The 23,950-nt window shown below is 66.7% G+C and carries 26 protein-coding genes; 11 read left to right on the forward strand and 15 right to left on the reverse strand.

Features of this window, described 5'->3' with window-relative positions; translation table 11 throughout:
• Positions 1–111: 111 nt before the first annotated feature.
• The 4 genes from AC5P9P_RS01815 (at position 112) to AC5P9P_RS01830 (ending at position 3,732) form a co-directional block, all read left to right on the forward strand.
• The gene (locus AC5P9P_RS01815; RefSeq protein ID WP_005408536.1) at positions 112–1,308 is read left to right on the forward strand and encodes a sensor histidine kinase; all 1,197 of its coding nucleotides are present in this window, start codon (positions 112–114) and stop codon (positions 1,306–1,308) included.
• Complete coding sequence (locus AC5P9P_RS01820) at positions 1,308–1,949, forward strand: response regulator (RefSeq protein WP_005408537.1); 642 nt, start codon at positions 1,308–1,310, stop codon at positions 1,947–1,949. Before AC5P9P_RS01815 ends, AC5P9P_RS01820 begins: the two co-directional genes overlap by 1 nt.
• Positions 1,950–2,183: 234 nt before the next feature.
• On the forward strand, positions 2,184–3,257 hold the full coding sequence (locus tag AC5P9P_RS01825; RefSeq protein ID WP_005408538.1) for a polyketide cyclase: 1,074 nt from the start codon (positions 2,184–2,186) through the stop codon (positions 3,255–3,257).
• Between the two features lie 103 nt (positions 3,258–3,360).
• On the forward strand, positions 3,361–3,732 hold the full coding sequence (locus AC5P9P_RS01830) for a DUF423 domain-containing protein (protein WP_033833348.1): 372 nt from the start codon (positions 3,361–3,363) through the stop codon (positions 3,730–3,732).
• Positions 3,733–4,100: 368 nt separating this feature from the next.
• On the opposite strand, the gene AC5P9P_RS01835 is transcribed toward AC5P9P_RS01830, so the two are convergent.
• Genes AC5P9P_RS01835 through AC5P9P_RS01855 form a run of 5 tightly spaced genes read right to left on the reverse strand, consistent with a single transcriptional unit; the run spans position 4,101 to position 6,799 of the window.
• Positions 4,101–4,910, reverse strand: coding sequence for a M15 family metallopeptidase (locus AC5P9P_RS01835; protein ID WP_033833349.1), 810 nt, complete (start codon positions 4,908–4,910; stop codon positions 4,101–4,103).
• Between the two features lie 9 nt (positions 4,911–4,919).
• Entirely contained in the window at positions 4,920–5,513 is a 594-nt protein-coding gene (locus AC5P9P_RS01840; protein ID WP_024956285.1) for a PH domain-containing protein, read from the reverse strand.
• Between the two features lie 3 nt (positions 5,514–5,516).
• Entirely contained in the window at positions 5,517–5,696 is a 180-nt protein-coding gene (locus tag AC5P9P_RS01845) for a DUF4177 domain-containing protein (RefSeq protein WP_005412614.1), read from the reverse strand.
• The gene (locus tag AC5P9P_RS01850) at positions 5,693–5,872 is read right to left on the reverse strand and encodes a type II toxin-antitoxin system antitoxin (protein ID WP_005408543.1); all 180 of its coding nucleotides are present in this window, start codon (positions 5,870–5,872) and stop codon (positions 5,693–5,695) included. Before AC5P9P_RS01850 ends, AC5P9P_RS01845 begins: the two co-directional genes overlap by 4 nt.
• 45 nt (positions 5,873–5,917) lie before the next feature.
• Positions 5,918–6,799: an SPFH domain-containing protein gene (locus AC5P9P_RS01855; protein WP_111173097.1), complete on the reverse strand. Its 882-nt coding sequence runs from the start codon at positions 6,797–6,799 to the stop codon at positions 5,918–5,920.
• A gap of 137 nt (positions 6,800–6,936) precedes the next feature.
• Between AC5P9P_RS01855 and purT the strand changes: the two genes are divergently transcribed.
• On the forward strand, positions 6,937–8,124 hold the full coding sequence (purT, locus tag AC5P9P_RS01860; protein ID WP_049431763.1) for a formate-dependent phosphoribosylglycinamide formyltransferase: 1,188 nt from the start codon (positions 6,937–6,939) through the stop codon (positions 8,122–8,124).
• A gap of 113 nt (positions 8,125–8,237) precedes the next feature.
• Here the strand turns inward: purT and AC5P9P_RS01865 are convergent, their stop codons facing one another.
• Positions 8,238–9,452: an endonuclease/exonuclease/phosphatase family protein gene (locus tag AC5P9P_RS01865; RefSeq protein ID WP_005412618.1), complete on the reverse strand. Its 1,215-nt coding sequence runs from the start codon at positions 9,450–9,452 to the stop codon at positions 8,238–8,240.
• Positions 9,453–9,490: 38 nt separating this feature from the next.
• Entirely contained in the window at positions 9,491–10,246 is a 756-nt protein-coding gene (locus AC5P9P_RS01870; RefSeq protein WP_005408547.1) for an arginyltransferase, read from the reverse strand.
• Positions 10,247–10,402: 156 nt separating this feature from the next.
• Here AC5P9P_RS01870 and AC5P9P_RS01875 point away from each other — a divergent pair, with 156 nt between their 5' ends.
• The gene (locus AC5P9P_RS01875) at positions 10,403–10,963 is read left to right on the forward strand and encodes an EF-hand domain-containing protein (RefSeq protein ID WP_049431760.1); all 561 of its coding nucleotides are present in this window, start codon (positions 10,403–10,405) and stop codon (positions 10,961–10,963) included.
• 51 nt (positions 10,964–11,014) lie between these two features.
• On the opposite strand, the gene AC5P9P_RS01880 is transcribed toward AC5P9P_RS01875, so the two are convergent.
• The 4 genes from AC5P9P_RS01880 to AC5P9P_RS01895 form a co-directional block, all read right to left on the reverse strand.
• Positions 11,015–12,232, reverse strand: a complete 1,218-nt coding sequence (locus tag AC5P9P_RS01880) for an RNA polymerase sigma factor (RefSeq protein WP_049431758.1) — start codon at positions 12,230–12,232, stop codon at positions 11,015–11,017.
• Between the two features lie 208 nt (positions 12,233–12,440).
• On the reverse strand, positions 12,441–12,953 hold the full coding sequence (locus tag AC5P9P_RS01885) for a pathogenicity-like protein (protein WP_049404707.1): 513 nt from the start codon (positions 12,951–12,953) through the stop codon (positions 12,441–12,443).
• A 4-nt stretch (positions 12,954–12,957) separates the two neighbouring features.
• Positions 12,958–13,866, reverse strand: coding sequence for an acyl-CoA thioesterase II (tesB, locus tag AC5P9P_RS01890; protein ID WP_005412623.1), 909 nt, complete (start codon positions 13,864–13,866; stop codon positions 12,958–12,960).
• Between the two features lie 140 nt (positions 13,867–14,006).
• Positions 14,007–14,783: an enoyl-CoA hydratase/isomerase family protein gene (locus tag AC5P9P_RS01895; RefSeq protein WP_012479449.1), complete on the reverse strand. Its 777-nt coding sequence runs from the start codon at positions 14,781–14,783 to the stop codon at positions 14,007–14,009.
• A gap of 34 nt (positions 14,784–14,817) precedes the next feature.
• Between AC5P9P_RS01895 and AC5P9P_RS01900 the strand changes: the two genes are divergently transcribed.
• Positions 14,818–15,264 carry a copper chaperone PCu(A)C gene (locus AC5P9P_RS01900; RefSeq protein ID WP_033833357.1) on the forward strand — a complete coding sequence of 149 codons (447 nt, stop codon included), beginning with the start codon at positions 14,818–14,820 and terminating at the stop codon, positions 15,262–15,264.
• A gap of 43 nt (positions 15,265–15,307) precedes the next feature.
• Here the strand turns inward: AC5P9P_RS01900 and AC5P9P_RS01905 are convergent, their stop codons facing one another.
• The 3 genes from AC5P9P_RS01905 to uvrA all read right to left on the reverse strand — a co-directional run bounded on the left by AC5P9P_RS01905 (position 15,308) and on the right by uvrA (position 19,531).
• A complete protein-coding gene (locus AC5P9P_RS01905; RefSeq protein WP_033833358.1) occupies positions 15,308–16,033 on the reverse strand; it encodes a hypothetical protein in 726 nt (241 codons plus the stop codon).
• A gap of 97 nt (positions 16,034–16,130) precedes the next feature.
• Positions 16,131–16,538 (reverse strand): acyl-CoA thioesterase, encoded by a 408-nt coding sequence (locus AC5P9P_RS01910; RefSeq protein WP_033833359.1) that lies wholly within the window; start codon positions 16,536–16,538, stop codon positions 16,131–16,133.
• Positions 16,538–19,531 (reverse strand): excinuclease ABC subunit UvrA, encoded by a 2,994-nt coding sequence (gene uvrA, locus AC5P9P_RS01915; protein ID WP_049454959.1) that lies wholly within the window; start codon positions 19,529–19,531, stop codon positions 16,538–16,540. Before uvrA ends, AC5P9P_RS01910 begins: the two co-directional genes overlap by 1 nt.
• A 318-nt stretch (positions 19,532–19,849) precedes the next feature.
• On the opposite strand from uvrA, the gene rplU reads away from it, so the two are divergent.
• The 3 genes from rplU (at position 19,850) to cgtA (ending at position 21,670) form a co-directional block, all read left to right on the forward strand.
• A complete protein-coding gene (rplU, locus tag AC5P9P_RS01920) occupies positions 19,850–20,158 on the forward strand; it encodes a 50S ribosomal protein L21 (protein WP_005408557.1) in 309 nt (102 codons plus the stop codon).
• Positions 20,159–20,176: 18 nt separating this feature from the next.
• A complete protein-coding gene (gene rpmA, locus AC5P9P_RS01925) occupies positions 20,177–20,440 on the forward strand; it encodes a 50S ribosomal protein L27 (protein WP_005408558.1) in 264 nt (87 codons plus the stop codon).
• Positions 20,441–20,617: 177 nt separating this feature from the next.
• Entirely contained in the window at positions 20,618–21,670 is a 1,053-nt protein-coding gene (gene cgtA, locus AC5P9P_RS01930) for an Obg family GTPase CgtA (RefSeq protein ID WP_033833360.1), read from the forward strand.
• Between the two features lie 215 nt (positions 21,671–21,885).
• Here the strand turns inward: cgtA and rpsT are convergent, their stop codons facing one another.
• Positions 21,886–22,155 (reverse strand): 30S ribosomal protein S20, encoded by a 270-nt coding sequence (rpsT, locus tag AC5P9P_RS01935; protein WP_005408560.1) that lies wholly within the window; start codon positions 22,153–22,155, stop codon positions 21,886–21,888.
• A 117-nt stretch (positions 22,156–22,272) separates the two neighbouring features.
• Between rpsT and murJ the strand changes: the two genes are divergently transcribed.
• Positions 22,273–23,877, forward strand: a complete 1,605-nt coding sequence (gene murJ / locus AC5P9P_RS01940) for a murein biosynthesis integral membrane protein MurJ (RefSeq protein WP_032965638.1) — start codon at positions 22,273–22,275, stop codon at positions 23,875–23,877.
• The last annotated feature ends 73 nt before the right edge of the window (positions 23,878–23,950 follow it).

Genomic DNA, 23,950 nt, shown 5'->3' on the forward strand with positions numbered 1-23,950 from the left:
CCCTGCGCACGATTATTGCATGCCCGGGGTGGGCTGCGGCATGAACAGGCGACCGGGCAGGCATGACTTCCGTGGGGTGCGGTGTGCAGGCCGGGCCCGTAGAGTGCTGGCATGTTGGGAGTCCTCAGCCATACCCGCGTCCTTCGCCTGGCCGGCCTGTTCACCTGGGTCATGGTCGGTCTGCCCCTGGCGTACTCGCAGTTCGAGAACCTGCACAGCCGCGGTGACATGGGTGGCTGGGCGGTCCTGCTGTTCGTCGCCTACCTGTCCTTCGGCACCTCCTATTACTGGCTGACCCGCATCCTGCGCAGCGACAGCCCCACCAGCTGGCTGGACCGCGGCCTGCTGCTGCTGCTGACGATTTCGGCGCTGGGCGTCAGCTTCCTCAGCGGCTCGGGCCTGGGCAGCATCCTGATGATGGTGGCCGCCGGGGTCATCCCGTGGATGCTGTCGGTGCGGCTGGGCGTGCTGTGGCTGCTGGTCAGCCAACTGGCGGTGGCCCCGGTCTACTACTTGCTGCTGCGCTTCCCGTTGTTCGAAGCGGTGATGCAGTCGCTGCTGTACGGCGGCTTTTCCATGTTCATCTTCGTGACCAGCCTGGTTGCCCGGCAGCAGACCGAGGCGCGCGACGAACAGCGCCGGCTCAATTCAGAGTTGCGTGCCACCCGCGCCTTGCTTGCCGAGAGTGCCCGCGTCAATGAGCGCACCCGCATCTCGCGCGAGCTGCATGACCTGCTGGGCCACCAGCTGACCGCGCTGACCCTGAACCTGGAGGTGGCCGGGCACCTGGCCGAAGGGCAGGCGCTGGAGCACGTGAAGCGCTCCCATACCTTGGCCAAACTGCTGCTGGGCAACGTGCGCGAGGTGGTCAGCCAGCTGCGCGAGACCGGCGCGATCGACCTGGCCGCGGCGCTGCGCCCGCTGACCGAGAACGTGCCCTCGCTGGACATCCAGCTGGAGATCGAGGATCCGCTGAACGTGGAGGACCCCCAGCGGGCCCACGTCCTGCTGCGCTGTACCCAGGAGATCATCACCAACGCGGTGCGCCACGCCGGTGCGCGCCACCTGTGGATCAAGGTGTACCGTGAAGCCCCGGACCGGGTGGTGGTGGAGGCCCGCGACGACGGTGTCGGCGCGGACATGGTCAATGTGGGCAATGGCTTGCGCGGCATGCGCGAGCGCCTGCAACAATGTGGTGGCCAGCTGCAGATCGAGACCCGTCCCGGTGAAGGCTTCCGCCTGCGGGCAACGGTGCCGGCAACGGTGCTGGTGGCCGCCCTTACCAAGGTTCCTGAAGGAGTACGTTGATGATTCGCGTCTGCCTGGTCGATGACCAAACCCTGGTGCGGCAGGGAATCCGCTCCCTGCTGGCGCTCGACGATGGCATCGAGGTAGTGGCCGAGGCCGGCGATGGCCGGCAGGCGGTCGAGCTGATCCCGCAGGTGCGCCCCGACGTGGTCCTGATGGACATGCGCATGCCGGTGATGTCCGGACTGGAAGCGCTGCAGGTGCTGTCGCGGCAGGAACAGCTGCCGCCGACCATCATCCTCACCACCTTCGATGACGATCAGCTGGTGCTGGCTGGCCTCAAGGCCGGTGCCAAGGGTTACCTGCTCAAGGATGTGACCCTGGCACAGCTGGTCGGTGCCATCCGTACCGTGGCCGAAGGGGGTTCGCTGGTACAGCCGGCGGTGACCCAGCGCCTGTTGTCGGGCCTGGAGCACATGCGCAACGAGTTCGTCAGCCTGGACCGCCCGGACCCGCTGACCGACCGCGAGACCGAGATCCTGCGGCTGATGGCCAGCGGCTTCTCCAACAAGGAGATCGCCAACTCGCTGGGCGTGGCCGAGGGCACCATCAAGAACCACGTGTCCAACATCCTCTCCAAGCTGGGTGTGCGCGACCGTACGCGCGCGGTACTGAAGGCGTTCGAACTCCAGCTGGTCTGAGGAAAATCGTTTCGGTACAAAGACTTGGGTGGTGGCAGGGGGTTCCGGCCAAGGTGCCCCCCTACTTGCCGGGTAGCGGTATGCGTTACCCTTCGAATTCTTTGTCCATACAAATACGCAGCCGGCAGGGAAACCGGTGCGCCAATCCCGATAAACAATGCCCGCGAAGCCTGCTAGGATTGGCGCTTCGCTTCAATCAACCCGGCCGTGGGATCGGCCCCGGAGACTCTCTGAATGACCCGTATTATCGAGTTCCTGATCGCCTTGGGGATCGTGGCTGGCCTGTTCGTCATCATTGGCGTATGTCTGCCGGGCGAGCGTCACATCACCGAAAGCATCGAGACCAACCGCAAGATGACGATCGTGTACGACACGGTCAGCAGCCTGCGCCGCTTCAAGGACTGGAACCCGCTGGTACTGCGCGATCCCGCCGTTGAACTGAAGCTGTCCGGCCCGGCCTCCGGCAAGGGTGCCACCCTGGACTTCACCTCCAAGGACCTGGGCACCGGCTCCTGGAAGATCACCGACGCCGAAGAGAACAAGCGCGTTGCGATCGCCATCGAAGACGCCACCAAGGGTCACGACAAGGTCACCACCTTCACCCTGGAGCCGACCGGCAAGGGTGGCCGCAACGTGAAGATCACCCAGGACTACTCGGTGAAGTACGGCTTCGACCTGTTCGGCCGTTATGCAGGCCTGTATGTCAGCCGCCAGATCGGCGACGACATCAAGATGGGCCTGTCGCGCATGGCCAACATGCTGGCCACCGTCCCGAACGTCGACTACCGCACGCCGGAAGCCCCGCTGACCGATCTGGCCATCGTCGATGTGCCGGCTGAGGATCTGCTGGTCGTCAACGCCGGTAACGTGGACCGCGGTCAGGACACGATCACCAAGTCCATCAAGGACAACCAGGAGTGGATCAAGCGCGTGATGGAGGCCAATGGCCTTGAAGCCGCCGGTCCGTTCCGCATCATCACCACCGACTTCGGCCAGGAGAAGTACGCCTTCGACATCGCCCAGCCGGTGAAGAAGAAGGGTGCTGAAGGTGCCACCGCTGAGGCCCTGACCGTCAAGATCGACGGTGGCGCTCCGGTGAAGTACGTGCACGTGGCTCCGCACCGCTCGGCACATGCGGCCTACACCGGCCACATGGCGGGTCTGGACGTTGCCCGCAACGGCCTGCGCGCCTGGGCTGTGACCTCCGGCAACGAAGTGATCGACCGTCCGTACGAAACCTGGAAGGATGGCATCGACAAGTCGTTCACCCCGGAAGGTACCTACGACATCTACTGGGCCGTCAAGTAAGCCTCGGCTGACCCATGTAGTGTTGGACACGAAAACGCGCCGCTCATTGCGGCGCGTTTTTTTTCATCTGGCGCCCGGAAAGGGCGCTGTGCAAGGAGCCCCCATGTTCAACCTGGAACGTCGCGCACGTAAGCCTTCCCTGCTGGCCTGCCTTGGTGCGCTGCTGGCGGCGGCATCGATCGGCCTGTCCGCCTACGCATCGCACGGTGTGGCTGACCCGCTTTCACAGCAGCACCTGAACATGGCGGCACTGTATGCGTTCGCGCATGGCGCGGTGCTGGTGGCGCTTGGCCCGCGTGCGCAGGGGGCGACCGCGCACCTGGCGCTGTACGTGCTGCTGCTGGGCGTGTTGCTGTTTTCCGGCAGCCTGGTGGGCGGTGCCTTGTGGCAGTGGCCGACGCGGATGGCGCCGATCGGGGGCACCAGCATGATGGCCGGATGGGTGTTGCTGGCGATCAATGCGTTGAGGCGGTGACGGTCGCAGGGCTGTCGCTCCGATCCATGCCGATGCGATCGTGATGGTTCATGGGCGTTACTTTTCTTTTCGCGCGAAAAGAAAAGTAACCAAAAGAAACGCGCCGCCGGCCGCGAGCCGGCGCTGCGCACCGGTCCCCTGCGCTCCTCGGCCCGTCGAGGGGCGGTGCGGGAACTCGCTGCGCTCAGACACCCGCACCTCTTCGCCCTCGCCGGACCTGCGGTGCTCGGCTCGCTTGAAGGCGGACCCAACAGCCGCGCGCTGATCCGTTGTAGAGGCTTCGAGCGAAGCGACCGGCTTCTGTCTTTGCCTTCTTGTTCCATCCCGCGGCTATGCGCTGACCGCTCCAGGCTTTCGCCATGAGGGGCTCAGCCGTTGGCCGGTCTCCAGCACCAGTGCCACGGTTCGTAGACGATGCCGTGCGGGTTGTCGCGCGGGTAACTCAGATGGAAGCCGTGCCCGCCGGCATGCGCCTGCAGCCACGCGAACGCATCGGTGGCGTCGAACGACTCTTCGGCCGGGGCGTCGCCCGGTGTGCCGATGTCCAGCGCGTGGCCGCTGTGGTGTTCGCTGAAACCCGGTGCGGCATTCACCTTCAGGATCTCTGCCACGCTCAAGCCGCGCGCCAGCTTCCGTTCGAAGATGCCCAACTGGTAGGCATGGCTGCGGAAGCCGGAGATGGCATCCAGCGCAATTCCATCCCGTGCCGCGTGCAGTCGCATCCGTCGCCAGCCCTGCGCGGCGCCACGGCGCAGCCACAATGGACGTGCAAAGCGGTCGCGACCGGCGAAGTGCAGCAGGCACGGCTCGGATTCCAGCGGCAGGCCGCTGTCGTCGGCATAGCGCTGTCCATCCAGGCCAAGCTGCTGCAGGCGCTGCTGCAACCCGGCCAGCGGCAGCCACTGATCTTCCAGTCCGGCGCCGAAGGGCCGTGCAGCCGCGGCATCCAGCAGTGCCAGTGCTTCCTCGACCCCGGGTTCGCGCGGCAGGCGCGGCACCATGGGGTGCACACCCTGCGCCAGTACCACCGCCAGATAGCGGCCATCACGCTTGCGCCGCAGCACCCACTGCGCCTGCGACAGCAGGCGTGCATCCAGGTTGCTGCGTGCGCGCAACAGGTGGGCGGGCCACAGCTCGATGGCCTCGGTATTGATCAGCAGGGGGGCGCGTCGTTGCATCGCCGCAGCTTACTGCCGTGGCGCCGACGCGGCCACCTTGCGCAGCGCATCGAGCAGCGCCTGCGGCCGGTCCACACTGAGCAGCAGCGTGCTGCCATCACTGACCGGCAGGGCGAGCACCCGCGCACGGTCGGTGACCAGGGCGAAGCCCTTGCCGCCTCCCTGCAGGCGAAAGTGGCCCGAGTAGAAGCCCGGCATTGAATAGCCATTGGTTTTGACACGGATGCCATAGCGGCGGTCACGCTGCAGGTCGACCACCTCGGCCTGGTCCAGCCGCAACTGCGCCACCGGCACCCGCCGCCGGTACATCGTTGAACGGACGTCCAGCACATCGCCGGCCAGTTCCACCCGGCGGCGGAAGAAGGCCGTGCCCAGTCCAATGCCCAGCAGGGCAATCACCAGCAGGCTCCATGCCGCACTGCCGCCCATCCGGAACCAGGGCGGCGACAGCGTTACTTCGATCCAGGGTGCGCTCGCCGGTGCCTTGTACAGCTGTGCATACAGGCAGGCCACGAAGGCAGCCAGCAGCGGCAGCACGATCCAGAGCACGCGCAGCGGCGAGCTCTCTGCCACGTCAAAGGGTTTCGGGTCGCTGCCGCCCATGGTTCAGGCCTCCTTCTTGAACACCAGCATCGCCGGGCGCATCGGCGCCGGGATGATGATGTTGACCAGTTCCCAGCCCAGTTGGCCCTGGCGGCTGAGTTCGGCCTGGATGTCCTCGGGCTTGAGTACACCCATCATGGACGTCTTGACCTCGATGGTCTGGTAGCTCCAGCGCTTGCTCATTCCTTGTCCTCCGGCGATGGCGTGGGTTTCGGCAGGCGTCCTGCCTTGCGCAGGGCGTCGCGCAGTACGTATTCGATCTGCGCGTTGAGGCTGCGCAGCTCGTCGTCAGCCCAGCGCTGTGCCGCGGCCAGGACCTCGGCATTGATGCGCAGCGGATAGGCCTTCTTCTCACTCATGAAAACTCCTGGCGGGGCGGTGGGGCGCCCCGTTGCGAGGATGGCTCAGTAAAGCGAACCGGCGTTGACGATCGGTTGGGTGCCGCGGTCCGAGCACAGCACGGTCAGCAGGTTGCTGACCATGTGCGCCTTGCGTTCCTCGTCCAGTTCAACCACGCCATTCTTCTGCAGTTCGGCCAGGGCCATTTCGACCATGCCGACTGCACCGGCCACGATGCGCGTGCGAGCGGCGATCACCGCGTTGGCCTGCTGACGCTGCAGCATGGCCTGGGCAATTTCAGCGGCGTAGGCCAGGTGGCTGATGCGTGCGTCGATCACCTGCACGCCGGCGTCGGCCAGACGCTCGGCCAGCTCGTTCTTCAGGTGCTGGGAGATCTCGCTGGCGTGGCTGCGCAGGGCCAGCTGGCCATCCTCGTGCTGGTCGTAGGGATAGCTGGTGGCCATCGCGCGCAGCGCGGATTCGGACTGGATGTGCACGAAGCTCTCGTAGTCGTCCACGTTGTAGACCGCTTCGGAGGCGTCGACCACCTGCCAGACGATCACTGCGGCGATCTCGATGGGGCTGCCGTCCAGCTCGTTGACCTTCAGCTTGCCGCTCTCGAAGTTGCGCACGCGCTGGCTGACCCGGCGCTTGGCGAAGAAGGGGTTGTTCCAGCGCAGGCCGTTGTCCTTGACCGTGCCCACGTACTTGCCGAACAGGCTCAGCACCGCCGCCTGGTTGGGCTGGATGGTGTACAGGCCGGCCAGGATGAACACGCCCAGCACCACCAGCAGGGCGCCCAGCAGCATCAGCAGCAGGTTGGGCGAGCCGGCACTGGCCTTGGCTGCCACTCCCAGTACGAACAGGGCGGCGCCAGCGAGGGCGACGAGCAGGGCGCCGGCCAGCGTGCCGAGGCCGTTGAGGGAAGACAGCGACTTCTCTTTCATGGCGGTACGTCCTTGAGGGTTCGGAGTGAAGATATCAAAGTGATATCACTTGTCGGCTACCGTTCGTCGGATGCCGTGGCCGGGGCGGTCGGCCAGCTAGAATGCCCACCCGCCTTCACATCGCTGCTGGAACCGCCATGGCCAAGCTTGGAACTCCGTTGTCCCCCTCCGCCACCCGCGTGCTACTGCTGGGCTCGGGCGAACTCGGCAAGGAGGTGGCCATCGAGCTGCAGCGGCTGGGCGTGGAAGTGATCGCCGCCGATCGCTATGCCGATGCGCCGGCCATGCAGGTCGCGCACCGCTCGCACGTGATCGACATGCTCGATGCGATGGCGCTGCGCGCGCTGATCGCCCAGGAGCAGCCGCACCTGGTGGTGCCGGAGATCGAGGCCATCCACACCGAAACCCTGGTCCAGCTGGAACAGGAGCAGGGCCTGCGGGTGATTCCGACCGCGCGTGCCGCACGCCTGACCATGGACCGCGAGGGCATCCGCCGCCTCGCCGCCGAGACCCTGGGCCTGCCGACCTCGCCGTACCGCTTCGTTGATACCGAGGCCGAGTACCGTGCTGCCGTGGCCGCCATCGGCCTGCCGTGCGTGGTCAAGCCGGTGATGTCGTCCTCGGGCAAGGGCCAGAGCACCCTGCGCAGCGAGGCGGACATCGCCCCGGCGTGGGAGTACGCACAGACCGGTGGCCGCGCTGGCGCCGGCCGCTGCATCGTCGAAGGCTTCATCGACTTCGATTACGAGATCACCCTGCTGACCGTGCGCCATGCCGGTGGCACCTCGTTCTGCGCGCCGATCGGCCATCTGCAGAAGGACGGCGACTACCGCGAAAGCTGGCAGCCGCAGCCGATGTCGAGCGCGGCACTGGCGCGTGCCGAAGAGATTTCGCGCGCGATCACCGACGACCTCGGCGGCTGGGGCCTGTTCGGCGTGGAGCTGTTCGTGAAGGGCGACGAAGTGTGGTTCAGCGAAGTGTCGCCGCGCCCGCACGACACTGGCCTGGTGACGCTGGTATCGCAGGAACTGAGCGAGTTCGCGCTGCACGCGCGCGCCATCCTCGGCCTGCCGATTCCAGTGATCCGCCAGAGCGGCCCGTCGGCCTCGTGCGCGCTGCTGGCGCACGGCGAGGGCGTGCCGTACTTCAACAACGTCGCTGCCGCGCTGCAGGTGCCGGACACCGCCGTGCGCCTGTTCGGCAAGCCGAGCGTGCATGGCCACCGCCGCGTGGGCGTGACCCTGGCGCGCGCGGCAACCATCGACGAAGCACGCGCCATCGCGCGTGATGCCGCCGACGCCATCGGCGTCGAACTGCGCCCGTAAACCAAAAAAGGGGACGGAGGGGATTAAGTCGTTTGTGGCACAAACGACTTAATCCCCTCCGTCCCCTTTTTCCACCGTGCAGTCGACGAACAGTCGACTCTACCCAGTCGACGCTACCGCACGTCCACCCACACCAGGTGGTGGTCGCTGCCGTCGGCGATCTTCGCTTCCGGGCTCTCATTGGCCGGCCAGAAGATGCCGCTGCCCACGTACTCGAAACCGGTCGAGGGCAGCACGTAGTCCAGGCGCATCGTGCCGGACTTCGGGCCGAAATCGCCGGTGGCGTGGAACGGTGCGCCCTTGCGCTCGATGCCCTTGGCCGCATAGGCCAGGCTGGTCTGCTCGCCGCCGACGCTGCGTGGGGTGGGGTAGCGCAGCACGCGGGCGTTCTCGATCAGCTCGACGATCGCCTCATGGCGGCCATCGCCATCGACCGGGTCATTGTTAAGGTCGCCGAGGATCACGAAGCGCGCGTCCTGCGCCAAGCCGCCGCACTGGCCCTTGTCGTCGCACAGCCACGGCTTGTCACCCTTGGACAGGTATTCCTGCCACAGGCGCAGTTCGTCGTGGTTGCGCGCCGCGTTGCGCTTCTCCGGACCGTCGAACACCGGCGGGGTCGGATGCGAGACCAGCGCATGCACCACGCCGGCCGGGGTCTTCACCGGCACGTCCCAATGCGACTTCGACGACAGGCGCAGCTGCGACCACACGTGGTCGTTGTAGAAGCTCTGGCCGGTACGTGGATCGACCGGGCGGATCGCGCCGGGCATCGCGCTCCACTTCAACAGCTGGAAGCTGCGCACCTTGGCTTCGTCGATCGGATAGCGCGACAGCACCAGCATGCCGTACTGGCCCGGGTGCAGGCCGTAGCCCCACGCGTCATTGCCACGGCTGCGGCCTTCGCCACCGACCACGCCGTTGTTGTCCAGGTCCAGCCCGCTGGGCACGCCGGTATTGACCGGTGCCAGGTAACGGTAGGCGAAGTGCAGCGGCTTGCCGCCGCCAGGCTGGGCCACTTCCAGGTAGCGCTTCTGGAACAGGTCGGCGGCGCGATGGGCGTCGTCGAAGTCGAACTCATTCAGCAGCACCAGGTCCGGGCGCACCTGCTGCAGCACCGCGGCGATCTTGCGCGCGTGCTCGCTGTCGCCTTCCAGCTCCTTGATCAGGCCGCCGGCGTCATCGGAGTACAGCGAGGTGTTGTAGGTGGCCAGGCGCAGCGCAGCGGACGGCTTTTCGGTCATCGCAGGGGACGTGGCGAAGGCGGGGGCCGTGGCGCCGCAGAGCAGGGCCAGGGCGAGGATCAGGGGATGGCGGCGGGTCATGTTCATGGGCCGTATTGTGCACCCGGCCCGGTGTCAGCGGTTTGTCAGCGCCCGTCCAGATCGTTGTCGAAATCGTGCCAGCGGCGGCCATCGTAGGCTTCCAGCGGATGGAAGCGACGCTTGTAGTCCATCTTCTGGTGGCCGCGGATCCAGTAGCCCAGATACACGTGCGGCAGCCCCTCGCGGCGCGCCCATTCGATCTGCTGCAGGATCGCGAAGGTGCCCAGCCCGCGCGCGGCGTGGTCCGGGTCGAAGAAGGTGTAGACCGCCGACAGGCCGTGCTCGGTGACGTCGGTCACCGCCACCCCCAGCAGCTGGCTGGGCTGGCCGTCGTGGCCGGGCAGGCGCATTTCCATGAAGCGGGTGTGCGACCAGCTGCCGATCAGGAACTGCTCGAACTCGTGCGGTCCATGGTCGTCCATGCCGCCGTTGGCGTGGCGGTGGGTGAGGTAGCGGTGGTACAGCGCGAACAGGTCGTCGCGGGCGGTGGCGGCGGTGATCCGCACCTCCAGGTCGGCATTGCGGGCGGCACACCGGCGCTGGCTGCGGTCCGGGGCGAAGCGCGCCACCGGGATGCGCACGGCCACGCAGGCCTGGCAGTGCGCGCAATGCGGCCGGTAGACCAGGTCGCCGCTGCGGCGGAAGCCCCAGCTCAGTGCCAGCGGATAGAGCGCACCGAGGCGGCGGTCGTTCGGGTCCAGCACCAGGTCGCGTGCCACCCGGTCCGACCAGTACCCGCAGGGGTGCTCGCCGGTCTGGAAAAGTCGCAGTTCGTCGTCTCTGTCGCCATGTATCGCCATGGGCACAGCATAGCCCCAGGTTGTCGCAGTGGCGGCGACTGTCCGGCGGATGAATGGAATCGGCAGTAGCGTCAACCGACGTCGCGCCCGGGCGTTGTTGTCCCCCGAGGGTGAAGTGATCACCCCGACGCTGTTCCCATCCCCAGGAGTGACCTCATGATCCGTACCCCCCTGCTGCTGGCCCTGCTGCTGGGCACCTCCGCTTCCGGTATCGCGCTCGCGGCCGACACCCCGACCACGCCCGCGCCGCGCCCGGCCAGGCTGGACACCAACGGCGACGGCGTCATCGACCGCAGCGAGGCCGCCGCCAACCCGCGCCTGGCCGCGAAGTTCGACGAGCTGGACAAGAACAAGGACGGCAAGCTCTCGCGCGATGAGCTGCCGCGCTGGCAGCATGGGCGACGTGGCCACGGCGGTGAGCGCTGGGCCAGGCTGGACGTCAACAAGGACGGCCGCATCAGCCGCGAGGAAGCCAAGGCCGATCCGCGCCTGGCCGCGCGCTTCGACCAGCTTGATCTGAGCAAGGACGGCTACCTGGACAAGGCCGACCGCGAGCTGCGCATGAAGCAGCATCGTGATGCCTGGTTCGCTGCCGCCGACACCAACAAGGACGGCCAGCTGAGCAAGGCCGAGTTCGACGCCGCCAAGGGCCCGATGCACGGTGGCCCGCGCCATGGCGGTCCGCGTGATGGCGCTGCGCCGAAGCCGCAGCGCTGAGGTTCAACGCAGTGAATGACGACAACGCCGGCGTACTGCCGGCGTTGTCCGTTACACGTTTCCGTTGCGCATCAGCGCATATACCACCAGGCCGATCACGAATACGTTCGCCCCGATGATGCCGGTGCGCCCGTACACGGATTCGTATTTCCAGTTGGTTCCGCTGCGGCCGCGCCGCGCTGAATCGCGCGCGATCATGGGTGCCATCACGCGCTGCAGCGGCACCAGGCACTGGTAGTTCACCGTACCCAGGCCGATGACGAGAATCGCAAGTTGCAGCCAGATTGGCACCTGCAGCATCAGCGAGATCAGCAGGCTGGTGCAGACGACCATCGCGGTGAACGTATTGAGGTGCACGAAGCGCCGCACTGCTGTTCGTTCCTGCTGGGTGTCTGCGAAGCGCAGCAGGAAGCGGCCACCCAGATGGCTGCCGATGATGCCGCCGACGACGCCACCGGCAACGGTGGCCCAGTCGCTGGCGGGAATCAGGTGCAGCTGGCTGGCGGCGGCCGTCAGTGAACCCATGGCAGCCCCGCCTGCGGCACTGACGCCGCCCAGGCCCAGCTTGCTGCCGCCCACGCCGACACCGGTGCCGAGCAGGATCGCTGCGCTGGCCGTGCCGGGCGCGGCCACCAGTACCATCGAAGCCACCGCCGTGGCGAATGCGGCGCTCGGCGCGCTGCTGCGCGCGAACTCACCGAAGCGCTGCAGCAGGCCGTCGCGCACCAGGGCACGTGCACGTGACAGGCGCTTGCGCACGGCAGCATCGCTGAGCCCGAGCAGGTCGGCGACCTGTTGCGAGCGCTGCCCTTCGCGGTAGTACAGCAGCAGGACTTCGCGGCTGTCGGCCGGCAACGCGGAGATGATGTCCTCGGCGGCGATCTCTTCTTCCACCCGCTGCAGCCGGTCGGCCGCGCCCGGTGAAGGGTCGGCGGCCATGCCCATCGCCACCTCGGCGGCCTCGCCGGTCAGCGGCCGGCCACGTTGTGCACGCAGCCAATCGCGGGCCAGGTTGCGGGTGATCTGCCGAAGCCAGGGCAGGAAACTGGTCGAACTGCGCAGCTGGTGCAGCTGCTGCCAGCCCTTGACGAAAGCCTCCTGCGCGATGTCCTCGCTGGCTTGGCGGTCGCGGGTGATGGCCAGCGCGATGGCGGTGACCGTGTTCTGGCAGGCCAGCACGATGCGGCCATAGGCGTGCTGGCAACCGCTGGCGGCGGCCGGCAGTTCGCGTTCCAGGGTCTGGTCGATCGATGCGGCGAACGTCGTCATGGCGGCGGCTCTCCTGCTGGGATTGTGTCCCATGACGGAGCCGCGCGCCCAATGTGACCGACTTTCTGTGCGGTAGTGCCGGCCGCTGGCCGGCATCCTCATGACAAAAAAGGGGACGGAGGGGATTAAGTCGTTTGTGCCTCAAACGACTTAATCCCCTCCGTCCCCTTTTTGTGGCTGCCGGACGGCGGCCGGCACTACCCGTGCGTCATTTTGAGGGCTGGATGCGGACCCGGACTTCTTCTTCCTCTTCCGGCGCGGCCTGCGGTGCCGGCTGTGCCTGCTGCGGCTGGGCCTGCGGGGCAGGGGCCGGTGCGACCGGTGCCGGGGCACCACGATGGCGCAGGCCGATCACCAGCGCCACGCCGGCGATCACCACCAGCAGGGCGATGCGGATGCGCCAGGCCCAGCTGCGGCCGCCGCTGCCCGGTTCCGGCGCGTCGCGGAAGGCGAACTCGGCGGTCGGGTGGTCGCGACGGGTGGTGTCGAGCAGGCGCGCCTCGCGCAGGATTTCACGCGCGCGCGGCTGGTCGTCGGCGCGTACGATCCACACCGCTGGATAGGCGTTGGCGTTGCCCAGGTCGGTATAGCTGAACTGACCGCGGCGGCGGGTCTTGTACGAGCGCCCGTTGGTCACCTTGACGTCGATGCCATGCTCGCGCAGGAGCTCGGCCACGCCTTCGACAGTTTCCACGCGCTGGCTGCTGAAGATCTGGCGCATGGGGTTACTCCTTGGCTGGCACGGCAGCGGCCGCGGCCTGGTCGGGAACGACGCGGATCAGGCCTTCCTGCGCGGTGCTGGCCACCAGCACGCCATTGCGGGTGAAGAACTGGCCGCGGGCCAGGCCGCGCGAATCCTGCGCGCTGGGGCTGTCCAGCGAATACAGCAGCCAGTCGTCGGCGCGGAACGGGCGGTGGAACCAGATCGCGTGGTCGAGCGAGGCCATCTGCACGTGCGGGTGGTAGTAGCTGATACCGTGCGGGAAGGTCGCCGTGCCCAGCAGGTGGAAGTCGGAGGCGTAGGCCAGCAGCGCCTGGTGCAGCTCCGGCGCATCGCCCACCGGTTCGCTCAGGCGCAGCCATACCTGGTGGTAGGGCGGGCGCTTGGGTGGGTTCAGTTCGTCGCGCGGGTACACGTGGCGGAACTCGAACGGGCCACCGCGCGACAGCCAGCGCTGCACCTTGATCGGCAGGCGTTCGAGCACTTCCGCCGGCAGCGGACGATTCGGCTCGATGTCTTCCGGCTGCGGCACTTCGGGCATCTTGTGCTGGTGCTCGGCGCCGGTCTCGGCCTGCTGGAACGAGGCCGCGCAGAAGAAGATCACCTTGCCGTGCTGGATCGCGGTGACCCGGCGCACCGAGAAGCTGCCGCCATCGCGGGTGCGGTCCACGTCGTAGACGATCGGGTGGTCGATGTTGCCGGCGCGCAGGAAGTAGGCGTGCAGCGAGTGCACGTGGCGGCCGTTGTCGACCGTGGCCTGCGCCGCGGCCAGCGCCTGGCCCAGCACCTGCCCGCCGAACACGTACTTGGTGCCGATGTCGCGGCTCTGCCCGCGGAACAGGTTGTCCTCCAGCCGCTCCAGCGTGAGCAGGTCGATCAGCTCGGAGACGACGGGTTCGGGCGTGTCGTTCAAGGGGGGCGGCCACAGCAGTGAAGAGGCCCCGATTATACCGGTGCAGGCCAGCCCATCATCGGTAGTGCCGGCCGCTGGCCGGCAGCCTCAGGCGTCCCGGAAGGATTGCCTGGTTGCCGGCCAGCGGCCGGCACTACCGTTTACTTGCCGAGCCGGGCTACCAGGGCCTGCAGCGCGTTCTGTGCATCCGGGGCGAACCAGGCCTCGACGAAGCGGTCCAGCTGGATCAGGTCCGGGTGCAGCGCCTCATGCAGGTCGGCACGGGCAATCGCGCGGGTCAGCAGCATCGGCTGGCGCGGCTGCTTGAGCAGGTTCTGCAGCCAGGCAATGGCGCGTGCCACCACCAGGTCTCCCTCGGCCAGCTCATCCACCAGGCCGATCTGCAGCGCCTGTTCGGCCGGCACCAGCGAACCGGTGGTCAGCAGCACGCCGGCGCGGTGCACGCCCACCGCGCGGCGCAGCAGGCGCTGGATGCCCTCCGGCGCAATCAGGCCCACCTGCACCTCGTTCAGGCCGATGGCATACGGCCGCGACGGATCGGCGCTGCGCGCCATCACCCGGTAGTCGCAGCACAGGGCCAGCACGCAGCCACCCGCCGGGGCGTGGCCGGTGATCGCCGCGACCACCGGAATGCGGCTCTCGGCCAGCGTGCGCACGGCGCCAAAGAAGGCGTTCCAGGTGTCCAACAACTTGTGCTTGTCATCGCCATGCGAGAGCAGGTGCGGCACGTCCATGCCGCCGGTGAAGACGCGCTCGCTGCCCGACAGCACGATGCCATGCGCGTCTTCGGCCATGGCCAGCTCGATGGCATGGATCAACTGCCGGCACAGTTCGGTGTCCAGTGCGTTGACCGGCGGCCGTGCCAGGCGCAGTTCGCGGATGGGGCCATGGTTGATCACCTCGATGAGCGTCGTCATGCTGCGGTCTCGTTGCGAAGAAGGAACCTGGGCGATGATAACCAAACCATTCGTTGGCGTACTGTGGGTCCTGTGTGCGACCGCAGCATCGGCCTCGGCCGCCGAACCGGCGTGCGTCACGGTGGAGCAGGGCTGGGCGCGGTTGCCTCCGAATCCGGCAATGCCGATGACCGCCGGCTACGGCGTCATCCACAACGGCTGCAGCAAGGCGATGGCGATCACCGGCGCGACCAGCAGCAGCTTCGGTGATGTGTCGCTGCACGAGACCACGATTGTCGACGGGGTCAGCCGGATGCGCGCGATCGAGCGCCTGCCGCTGGCAGCCGGCGCGCGTGCCGAGCTCAAACCCGGTGGCCTGCACCTGATGCTGATGCAGGGCAAGGGTGCGTTGAAGGAAGGGCAGGTGCTGCCGCTGCGGCTGCAGCTGGAAGGTGGTAGCGAAGCGAGTGCGACGTTGACCGTGCGCAAGGCCGCGCCGTAGCGGGATGGCAGTGCCGGCCAGCGGCCGGCACTACCAAACAGGCTTACGACCAGTCGTAAGAGAACAGCACCGTGCGGCTGACCGGCTCGTACAGCATCACGATCGCGTCGGCACCGGTGGCGCACCAGTTGTAGCCGGCTACGTCGGCCACGGCGAAGAATTTGTTGCCATTGCGGGTGATGATCACCGTTTCGGCATCGTCCGCAGCGTTGGGGTCATCGGCCGCCTCGGTGAAGCCCAGTTCGAAGGCTGCGGGAATCTCCGCGGTCTCGGTCCAGTTGCCGAAACCAATGGGGCCACCCAGCGTATCCAGATAATCGCGCTCGCTGGCCTCACCCTTGCCGTAGCGCGAGTAGCAGGCGAGACGACCGTGCGTGGCATGGTAGTCGCGGGCCTTGGCGTAGCTCTCGCGCATCTGCGCGATGTGTTCCTGTGCGTCCTTGTCCTGTACCGCATCGCCGATGAAATAGCCCTCGTTGCCGAGGAAGCGCATCTGGTTGCCGGCGGTCAGTTCGAAGGCGATCCAGTTGGTGCCGGTGAAATCGTTGTGGTGGTCTTCGGTGGTCTCGCCGATGCAGCCGTCGTACGGCTCGATCGGGCACAGCATCGTTGCCACCTGGCCAGCCAGTTCCGGGCGCAGCACGCCCAGGTCGATCTTCAGCAGCGGCAGCAGGTGCTGGCCGAGCCAGGCCTGGTCGGCGGGAAAGACGTCGGTGGGGAAGGGGACCATGCCGGGCAGCAGGTCGCGCAGTTCGGTCTTGTGGATCATGTCAGTCCTTTGATCAGTGTCGGTCGTGCCGGCCGCTGGCCGGCAACCTCATTGCAGCCAAAGCGTGCCGACCAAGGTCGGCACCCACCAGGGCGCGTCAGGTAGAGGCGCTGCGGATCGCCTCCGGCAGCGGTGCGCTCTTGCCGGTCTGGGTATCCATCCAGACCACCACCACGTTGCCATCGGAATACAGCTTCGAATCGTCCTGCTGATCGACGATGCGGTGGCCGATGGTCACGCTGCTGTTGCCCAGGCGCTCGACGAACAGTTCGACCACGATGTCGTTGGGCCACACGATCGGCAGCCGGTAATTGACGTTGGTCGCGGCCACCACCGGTGCGATGCGGTCGGTCATCGATACGCCGTCCACGCCCAGCATCCAGCGCACGCGCGCTTCCTCCAGGTAGGAAATGTACTTGGCGTTGTTGACGTGGCCCATGCTGTCCATGTCACGCCAGCGCACGCTGATCGGGATGCGGGCCAGGATCTTGTGTTCGCTGCTCATCAGGCGTCCTTCTTCTTGGTCGTGCTCTTGCTGGCCTTGCCGGTGCTCTTGGTAGCCACCGCCTTCTTCGCCACCTTGGCCGGCTTCTCAGGCTTCACCTTGCGCGGCGGGCGGGCATCGGGCTTGTTGGCCACGGCGGCCGGCTGTTCCGGGCGCGCGCTGGTGGATGGCAGCATGCGGGCCAGGAACTGGCCGGTGTACGACTGCGGGCAGGCCGCCACGTCTTCCGGCGTGCCGGTGACCAGGATGGTGCCACCGCGATGCCCGCCTTCCGGGCCCAGATCGACGATCCAGTCGGCGGTCTTGATCACGTCCAGGTTGTGCTCGATCACCACCACCGTGTTGCCCTCGTCGCGCAGCTTGTGCAGCACGCCCAGCAGCGCTTCGATGTCGTGGAAGTGCAGGCCGGTGGTCGGCTCGTCGAGGATGTACAGGGTGCGGCCGGTATCGCGGCGCGACAGTTCCTTGGACAGCTTCACGCGCTGCGCTTCACCACCAGACAGCGTGGTCGCGCTCTGGCCCAGCTTGATGTAGCTCAGGCCGACGTCGACCAGCGTTTCCAGCTTGCGCGCGATCGACGGCACCGGCTCGAACAGCTTCAGCGCATCCTCGACGGTCATTTCCAGCACGTCGTTGATGTTGAAGCCCTTGTACAGGATCTCCAGCGTTTCGCGGTTGTAGCGCTTGCCATGGCAGACATCGCACGGCACGTACACGTCCGGCAGGAAGTGCATCTCGACCTTGATCAGGCCGTCGCCCTGGCAGGCTTCGCAGCGGCCGCCGCGCACGTTGAAGCTGAAGCGGCCCGGCGAATAGCCACGCGCGCGCGCTTCAGGCACCTGTGCGAACAGTTCGCGCAGTGGAGTGAACAGGCCGGTGTAAGTGGCCGGGTTGGAACGCGGGGTGCGGCCGATCGGCGACTGGTCGATGTCCACCACCTTGTCGAACAGGTCCAGGCCATCGATCTCCTTGTACGGGGCGATCGGGTGCGAGGAACCGTTGATCTCGTTGGCGGCCAGCGAGAACAGGGTGTCGTTGATCAGGGTCGACTTGCCCGAGCCGGACACGCCGGTCACGCAGGTCAGCAGGCCCGACGGAATCGCCAGGTCCACGCCCTTCAGGTTGTTGCCGCTGGCCCCGCGCAGGTGCAGGGTCATCTTCGGATTCGGTTTGTGCCGGCGCGCCGGAATCTCGATCGCGCGCTTGCCGGACAGGTACTGGCCGGTCAGCGAGCGCGGTGCCTCCAGGATGTCCTGCAGGGTGCCTTGGCCGACGATCTCGCCGCCATGAACGCCCGCGCCCGGGCCGATGTCCAGCACATAGTCGGCCAGGCGGATCGCATCCTCGTCATGCTCCACCACGATCACCGTGTTGCCGAGGTCGCGCAGGCGGGTGAGGGTGCCGAGCAGGCGTTCGTTGTCGCGCTGGTGCAGGCCGATGGACGGCTCGTCGAGCACGTACATCACGCCGACCAGGCCGGCGCCGATCTGGCTGGCCAGGCGGATGCGCTGCGCCTCGCCACCGGACAGGGTGTCGGCCTTGCGCTCCAGGGTCAGGTAATCCAGGCCCACATCGACCAGGAAGCCGAGGCGTTCGCCGATTTCCTTGACGATCTTCGCGGCGATTTCGCCACGCCAGCCCGGCAGGCTCAGTTCGCTGAAGAACTTCAGCGCCTCGTCGATCGGCAGCACCACCAGGTCCGGCAGCGGGCGGTCGGCCACGAACACGTTGCGAGCCGCCTTGTTCAGGCGCGCGCCGTGGCATTCCGGGCACGGCTGCTCGCTGATGTACTTGGACAGTTCTTCGCGCACCGCCGGCGACTCGGTTTCCTTGTAGCGGCGTTCGAGGTTGGGAATGATGCCCTCGAAGCGGTGCTTGCGCTGGGTGCGGCCACCGGCTTCGGTGAAGTAGGTGAAGGTGATCGCTTCGTCGCCGCTGCCGTACAGCACGGCCTGCTGCACCTTGGCCGGCAGCGAGTTCCACGCCGCGTCGACGTCGAACCGGTAGTGCTTGGCCAGCGAGGCGATCAGCTGGAAGTAATAGGCGTTGCGACGATCCCAGCCGCGCACCGCACCGGCGGCCAGCGACAGTTCGGGATGCACCACCACGCGCGAGGGGTCGAAGAACTCGGCCATGCCCAGGCCATCGCAGCCGGGGCAGGCGCCCATCGGTGCGTTGAACGAGAACAGGCGCGGTTCCAGCTCCGGCAGCGAGTAATCGCAGACCGGGCAGGAATACTTGGAGGAGAACAGCGTCGGCGCGGTTCCGGTGTTGTCCAGGCTCTGCACCGAGGCCATGCCGTCGCCCAGCTTCAGCGCGGTCTCGAAGCTCTCGGCCAGGCGCTGCTTGATGTCCTCGCGCGGGCGGAAGCGGTCGATCACCGCCTCGATGGTGTGCTTCTGGCGCAGTGCCAGCGGCGGCACCGCGTCGATTTCATGCAGCTCGCCGTCCACGCGCACACGGACGAAGCCCTGCGCACGCAGCTGGTCGAACACCTGCGCATGCTCGCCCTTGCGGTCGCGGATGACCGGCGCCAGCAGCATGTAGCGCTGTTCCGGGTCCAGCGTCAGCACCTGGTCGACCATCTGGCTGACCGTCTGCGCTTCCAGCGGATAGCCGTGGTCCGGGCAGCGCGGGGTGCCGACGCGGGCGTACAGCAGGCGCAGGTAGTCGTAGATCTCGGTGATCGTGCCGACGGTCGAACGCGGGTTGTGCGAGGTCGACTTCTGCTCGATCGAGATGGCCGGGGACAGGCCTTCGATGTGGTCCAGGTCCGGCTTTTCCATCACGCTCAGGAACTGGCGCGCATAGGCCGACAACGACTCGACATAGCGGCGCTGGCCTTCTGCATAGATGGTGTCGAACGCCAGCGAGGACTTGCCCGAGCCGGACAGGCCGGTGATCACGATCAGCTTGTCGCGGGGCAGGTCGAGGTCGAGGTTCTTCAGGTTGTGCGTCCGCGCGCCGCGGATGCGGATGAAATCCATCGCCATGGGGGATCCGGTTGTGGGGGCGTTGGCTGGGTGCCGGGCCAGCAGGGAACGGCAATCGGTCAGCCTACCGAGGTGACCAGATGGGGGCAATGGGCGACATTGCCAGCCCGGTGTCTCACCTTGTGAGACAGGCCGTCAGCCAGGGGTCAGATCCCTGGCTGACGGCGTGAAAAGGGTTCTGACCCCTTTCCGGTGCCGTCTCCTTCGACGTTCAGGGGTTGACTTGACCCGCGCCCGCTGATCTGCGTAAAATTCCGCTCCTGTCCGCCCTCGATGGCGGCAGCTCAGACCACAATAACTACAGAGGAAGGCCTGGTCATGTACGCAGTACTGGTCACCGGCGGTAAGCAATACCGCGTGGCGCAGGGCGAAAAGCTCCGCATTGAAAAGCTCGAAGTCGAAGTCGGCAGCGAGATCAAGTTTGACAACATCCTGATGCTGGGTGACAGCGACGGCGTGAAGCTGGGCGATGCGCTGAAGGGCGCTGCCGTCACCGCCAAGGTCCTGTCCCAGGGTCGTGCTGACAAGGTCCGGATCATCAAGTTCCGTCGCCGCAAGCACCACATGAAGCGTCAGGGTCACCGTCAGTACTACACCGAAATCGAGATCACCGGCATCGCCGGCTAAGCATCAGGAGAAGCAGTCATGGCACATAAAAAGGGCGTAGGCTCCTCGCGCAACGGTCGCGACTCCAACCCGAAGTACCTGGGCGTCAAGATCTTCGGCGGCCAGGCCATCGAAGCCGGCAACATCATCGTGCGTCAGCGCGGCACCCAGTTCCACCCGGGCACCGGCGTTGGCCTGGGCCGTGACCACACCCTGTTCGCCCTCGTGGACGGCAAGGTGGAGTTCTCGGTCAAGGGCGCCAAGAAGCGTCGCACCGTCAGCATCGTCTCGGCTGACGCCTGATCCAGGCATCGCCGGCGCCCGTGCCTCGGCATGGGGGTGCTGCATGAAGAGCCCCGCTTCGGCGGGGCTTTTCGTTAGAGTTGAAGCAAGACCGGCCAGGCCGGGCTGCCGGCCATCGGCAGGCATAACATTCAAGGTGGCGGCCGGCAGGCCGCGCCCATCGCAGGCATCGAAACAATGAAACTGGTAGACGAAGCAGAAATCGAAGTGTTCGCCGGCAACGGCGGCAACGGCTGCATTGGCTTCCGTCGCGAGAAGTTCATTCCGCTCGGCGGCCCGGACGGCGGCGACGGCGGTGCGGGCGGCAGCGTGTACATCCGCGCCGACGAAAACCTGAATACCCTGGTCGACTTCCGCCATGACCGCATCTTCAAGGCGCAGCGTGGCGAGAACGGCATGGGCCGCCAGGCCTACGGCAAGGGCGGCGAAGACCTGACCATCACCGTGCCGGTCGGCACCGTAGTGATCAACGTTGCCACCGATGAAGTCATCGGCGACCTGACCCAGCACGGCGACCGCCTGCTGGTGGCCAAGGGCGGCCGCGGTGGCCTGGGCAACATGCACTTCAAGAGCTCGACCAACCGCTCGCCGCGCCAGGCGCTGCCGGGCGAGCCGGGTGAGGAGCGCACGCTGAAGCTGGAGCTGAAGCTGCTGGCCGACGTCGGCCTGCTGGGCTTCCCCAACGCCGGCAAGAGCACCCTGATCCGTGCCGTTTCGGCGGCGACGCCGAAGGTGGCCGATTACCCGTTCACCACGCTGTACCCGAACCTGGGTGTGGTGAAGGTGGAAAACTACCGCAGCTTCGTGATTGCCGACATCCCGGGCCTGATCGAAGGCGCGGCCGACGGTGCCGGCCTGGGTGCGCAGTTCCTGCGCCACCTGCAGCGCACCCGCCTGCTGCTGCACCTGGTGGACATCTCGCCGATGGAGGGTGGGGTGGAAGGCATTTCTCCGGTCGAGCAGGTACGCGCCATCGAGCGCGAGCTGGAAAAGCACGATCCGGAACTGCTGCAGAAGCCGCGCTGGCTGGTGCTGAACAAGGCTGACCTGATGTTCGAGGATGAAGCGAAGGCTGCGGCCGAGCAGATCGTCGCCGAGCTGGGCTGGAAGGAGCCGTGGTTCCTGGTCTCCGCGCTGGGTCGCGAAGGCACCTTCCCGATCATGAGCCGGATCATGGCCTTCTTCGATCGCCAGAAGGAAGAAGAGCAGGAAGCCCGCGACGCGCGTTAATGCTGTTGTGGTTCCATGCGAAAAACCCGGCTTCGGCCGGGTTTTTTTTTTTCCCCGGTAGTGCCGGGCGCTGGCCGGCATTCCTCGGGGTTGCCGGCCAGCGGCCGGCACTACCGGATCGCGCGGACCCCGTGGATCGCTGGCAACAAAAAACCCGGCCGGGGCCGGGTTCTTGTCTGCTGCCCGGCCCCTAAGGGCAGGGCGGCAACGCCGGATCAGGCGGCCTTGAGGGCCTTGATGCGGTCGTTCAGGCGGCTCTTGTGGCGAGCAGCCTTGTTCTTGTGGATCAGGCCACGCGCGCTGAAGCGATCCAGGATCGGCTGGGCAACGGCGAAGGCGGCTTCGGCGCCGGCGGCATCGTTGGCGTCCAGCGCCTTGATCACTTTCTTGACAGCGGTGCGCAGCATCGAGCGCTGAGCCACGTTGCGCGCGTTGCGCACGACGGTCTGCTTGGCGCGCTTCTTGGCGGACTTGATATTGGCCACGGTGGTGGTTTCCTGAAAAAATCGGTGTTATGGGAACAGCAAGCTAGCTAGTATGATGGCGTAAGAAATGCACGTCAAGTCGATTGTCAAGAGGGACGCTGAGTGAGTTCACCCAAGTTGTTGCGGGGCCTGCTGTCGTTCAGCAGCATGACCATGGTCTCGCGCGTTCTCGGACTTGTCCGGGACTTCGTGGTGACCACCACGTTCGGCACCAACGCCATCACTGATGCTTTCTGGGTCGCCTTCAGGGTACCCAATTTCCTGCGGCGTTTGTTCGCCGAAGGCTCTTTCGCCACCGCTTTCGTGCCCGTGTTCACGGAAGTGAAGGAGACCCGCAGCCACGCCGAGCTGCGTGAACTGATGGCCCGCACCGCCGGCACCCTGGGCGGGGTGCTGATGCTGGTCACTGCGCTGGCGCTGATCTTCGCGCCGCAGCTGGCCTCGGTCTTCTCCAGTGGCGTTGATACCGATCCGGTCAAGCAGGGCCTGCTGGTCGACCTGTTCCGCCTGACCTTCCCGTTCCTGTTGTTCGTGTCGCTGACCGCCCTGGCCGGCGGCGCGCTGAACAGCTTCCAGCGCTTCGCCATGCCGGCGCTGACCCCGGTCATCCTCAACCTGTGCATGATCGCCGGCGCGCTGTGGCTGGCCCCGCGGCTGGGCGGCACCCCGGAAAAGCAGATCCTGGCGCTGGGCTGGGCGGTACTGGCTGCCGGCATCCTGCAGCTGCTGTTCCAGCTGCCCTCGCTGAAGGGCATCAACCTGCTGACCCTGCCGCGCTGGGGCTGGAGCCATCCGGGCGTGCGCAAGGTGATGACGCTGATGGTGCCGACCCTGTTCGGCTCCTCGGTGGCGCAGATCAACCTGCTGCTGGACACCGTCATCGCGGCCAAGCTGACCGATGGCTCGCAGTCCTGGCTGTCGCTGGCCGACCGCTTCCTGGAGCTGCCGCTGGGCGTGTTCGGCGTGGCGCTGGGCACGGTGATCCTGCCGGCGCTGGCCCGTCACCACGTCAGCACCGACCGCGAAGGCTTCTCGCGCTCGCTGGACTGGGGCCTGCGCATGACCCTGCTGATCTCGGTGCCGGCCATGCTGGGCCTGCTGCTGCTGGCCGAACCGCTGATCGCGACCATCTTCCAGCACGGCCAGTTCAGTGCCTTCGATACCCGCATGACCGCGCTGTCGGTGTACGGCCTGAGTTTCGGCCTGCCGGCGTTCGCCCTGCTGAAGGTGGTGTTGCCAGCGTTCTACGCACGCCAGGACACCAAGACCCCGGTGCGCGCGGGTGTGGCCGCGCTGGTGGCCAACATGGTGTTCAACTTCGCCCTGCTGGCGGTGCTGTACCAGGTCATGGTGCCGGACGAGCTGAAGGCGCAGGGCGTGATGGCGGCCATCGGCAAGCAGCCGGGCCTGCATCTGGCGCTGGGCATTGCCAGTGCACTGTCCAGTTACCTGAACCTGGGCCTGCTGTGGTACTGGCTGGGCAAGACCGACGTCTACCAGCGCCGGCCGGGCTGGGGCGGCTATCTGCTGCGACTGCTGCTGGCCTGTGCGGCCATGGTTGGTGTGCTGCTGGCCCTGCTGCACTGGCTGCCAGGCTTCTCGGCGATGAGCGTGTGGGAGCGGATCGGCAGCCTGTCGCTGCTGGTCGGCGGTGGCGGTGCCACCTACGCGGTAGCCATGCTGGCGATGGGCTTCCGCCCGCGCGATCTGCGTGGGCATTGATCGCGGCTTGTGGCGGCTATACTTCAGGGTTACACCATTGAAGCGGCGGCCCCGGTCGGGCCGGAACGAGAGT

It is taken from the genome of Stenotrophomonas sp. YJH_SMC_14-1 (assembly GCF_059372275.1).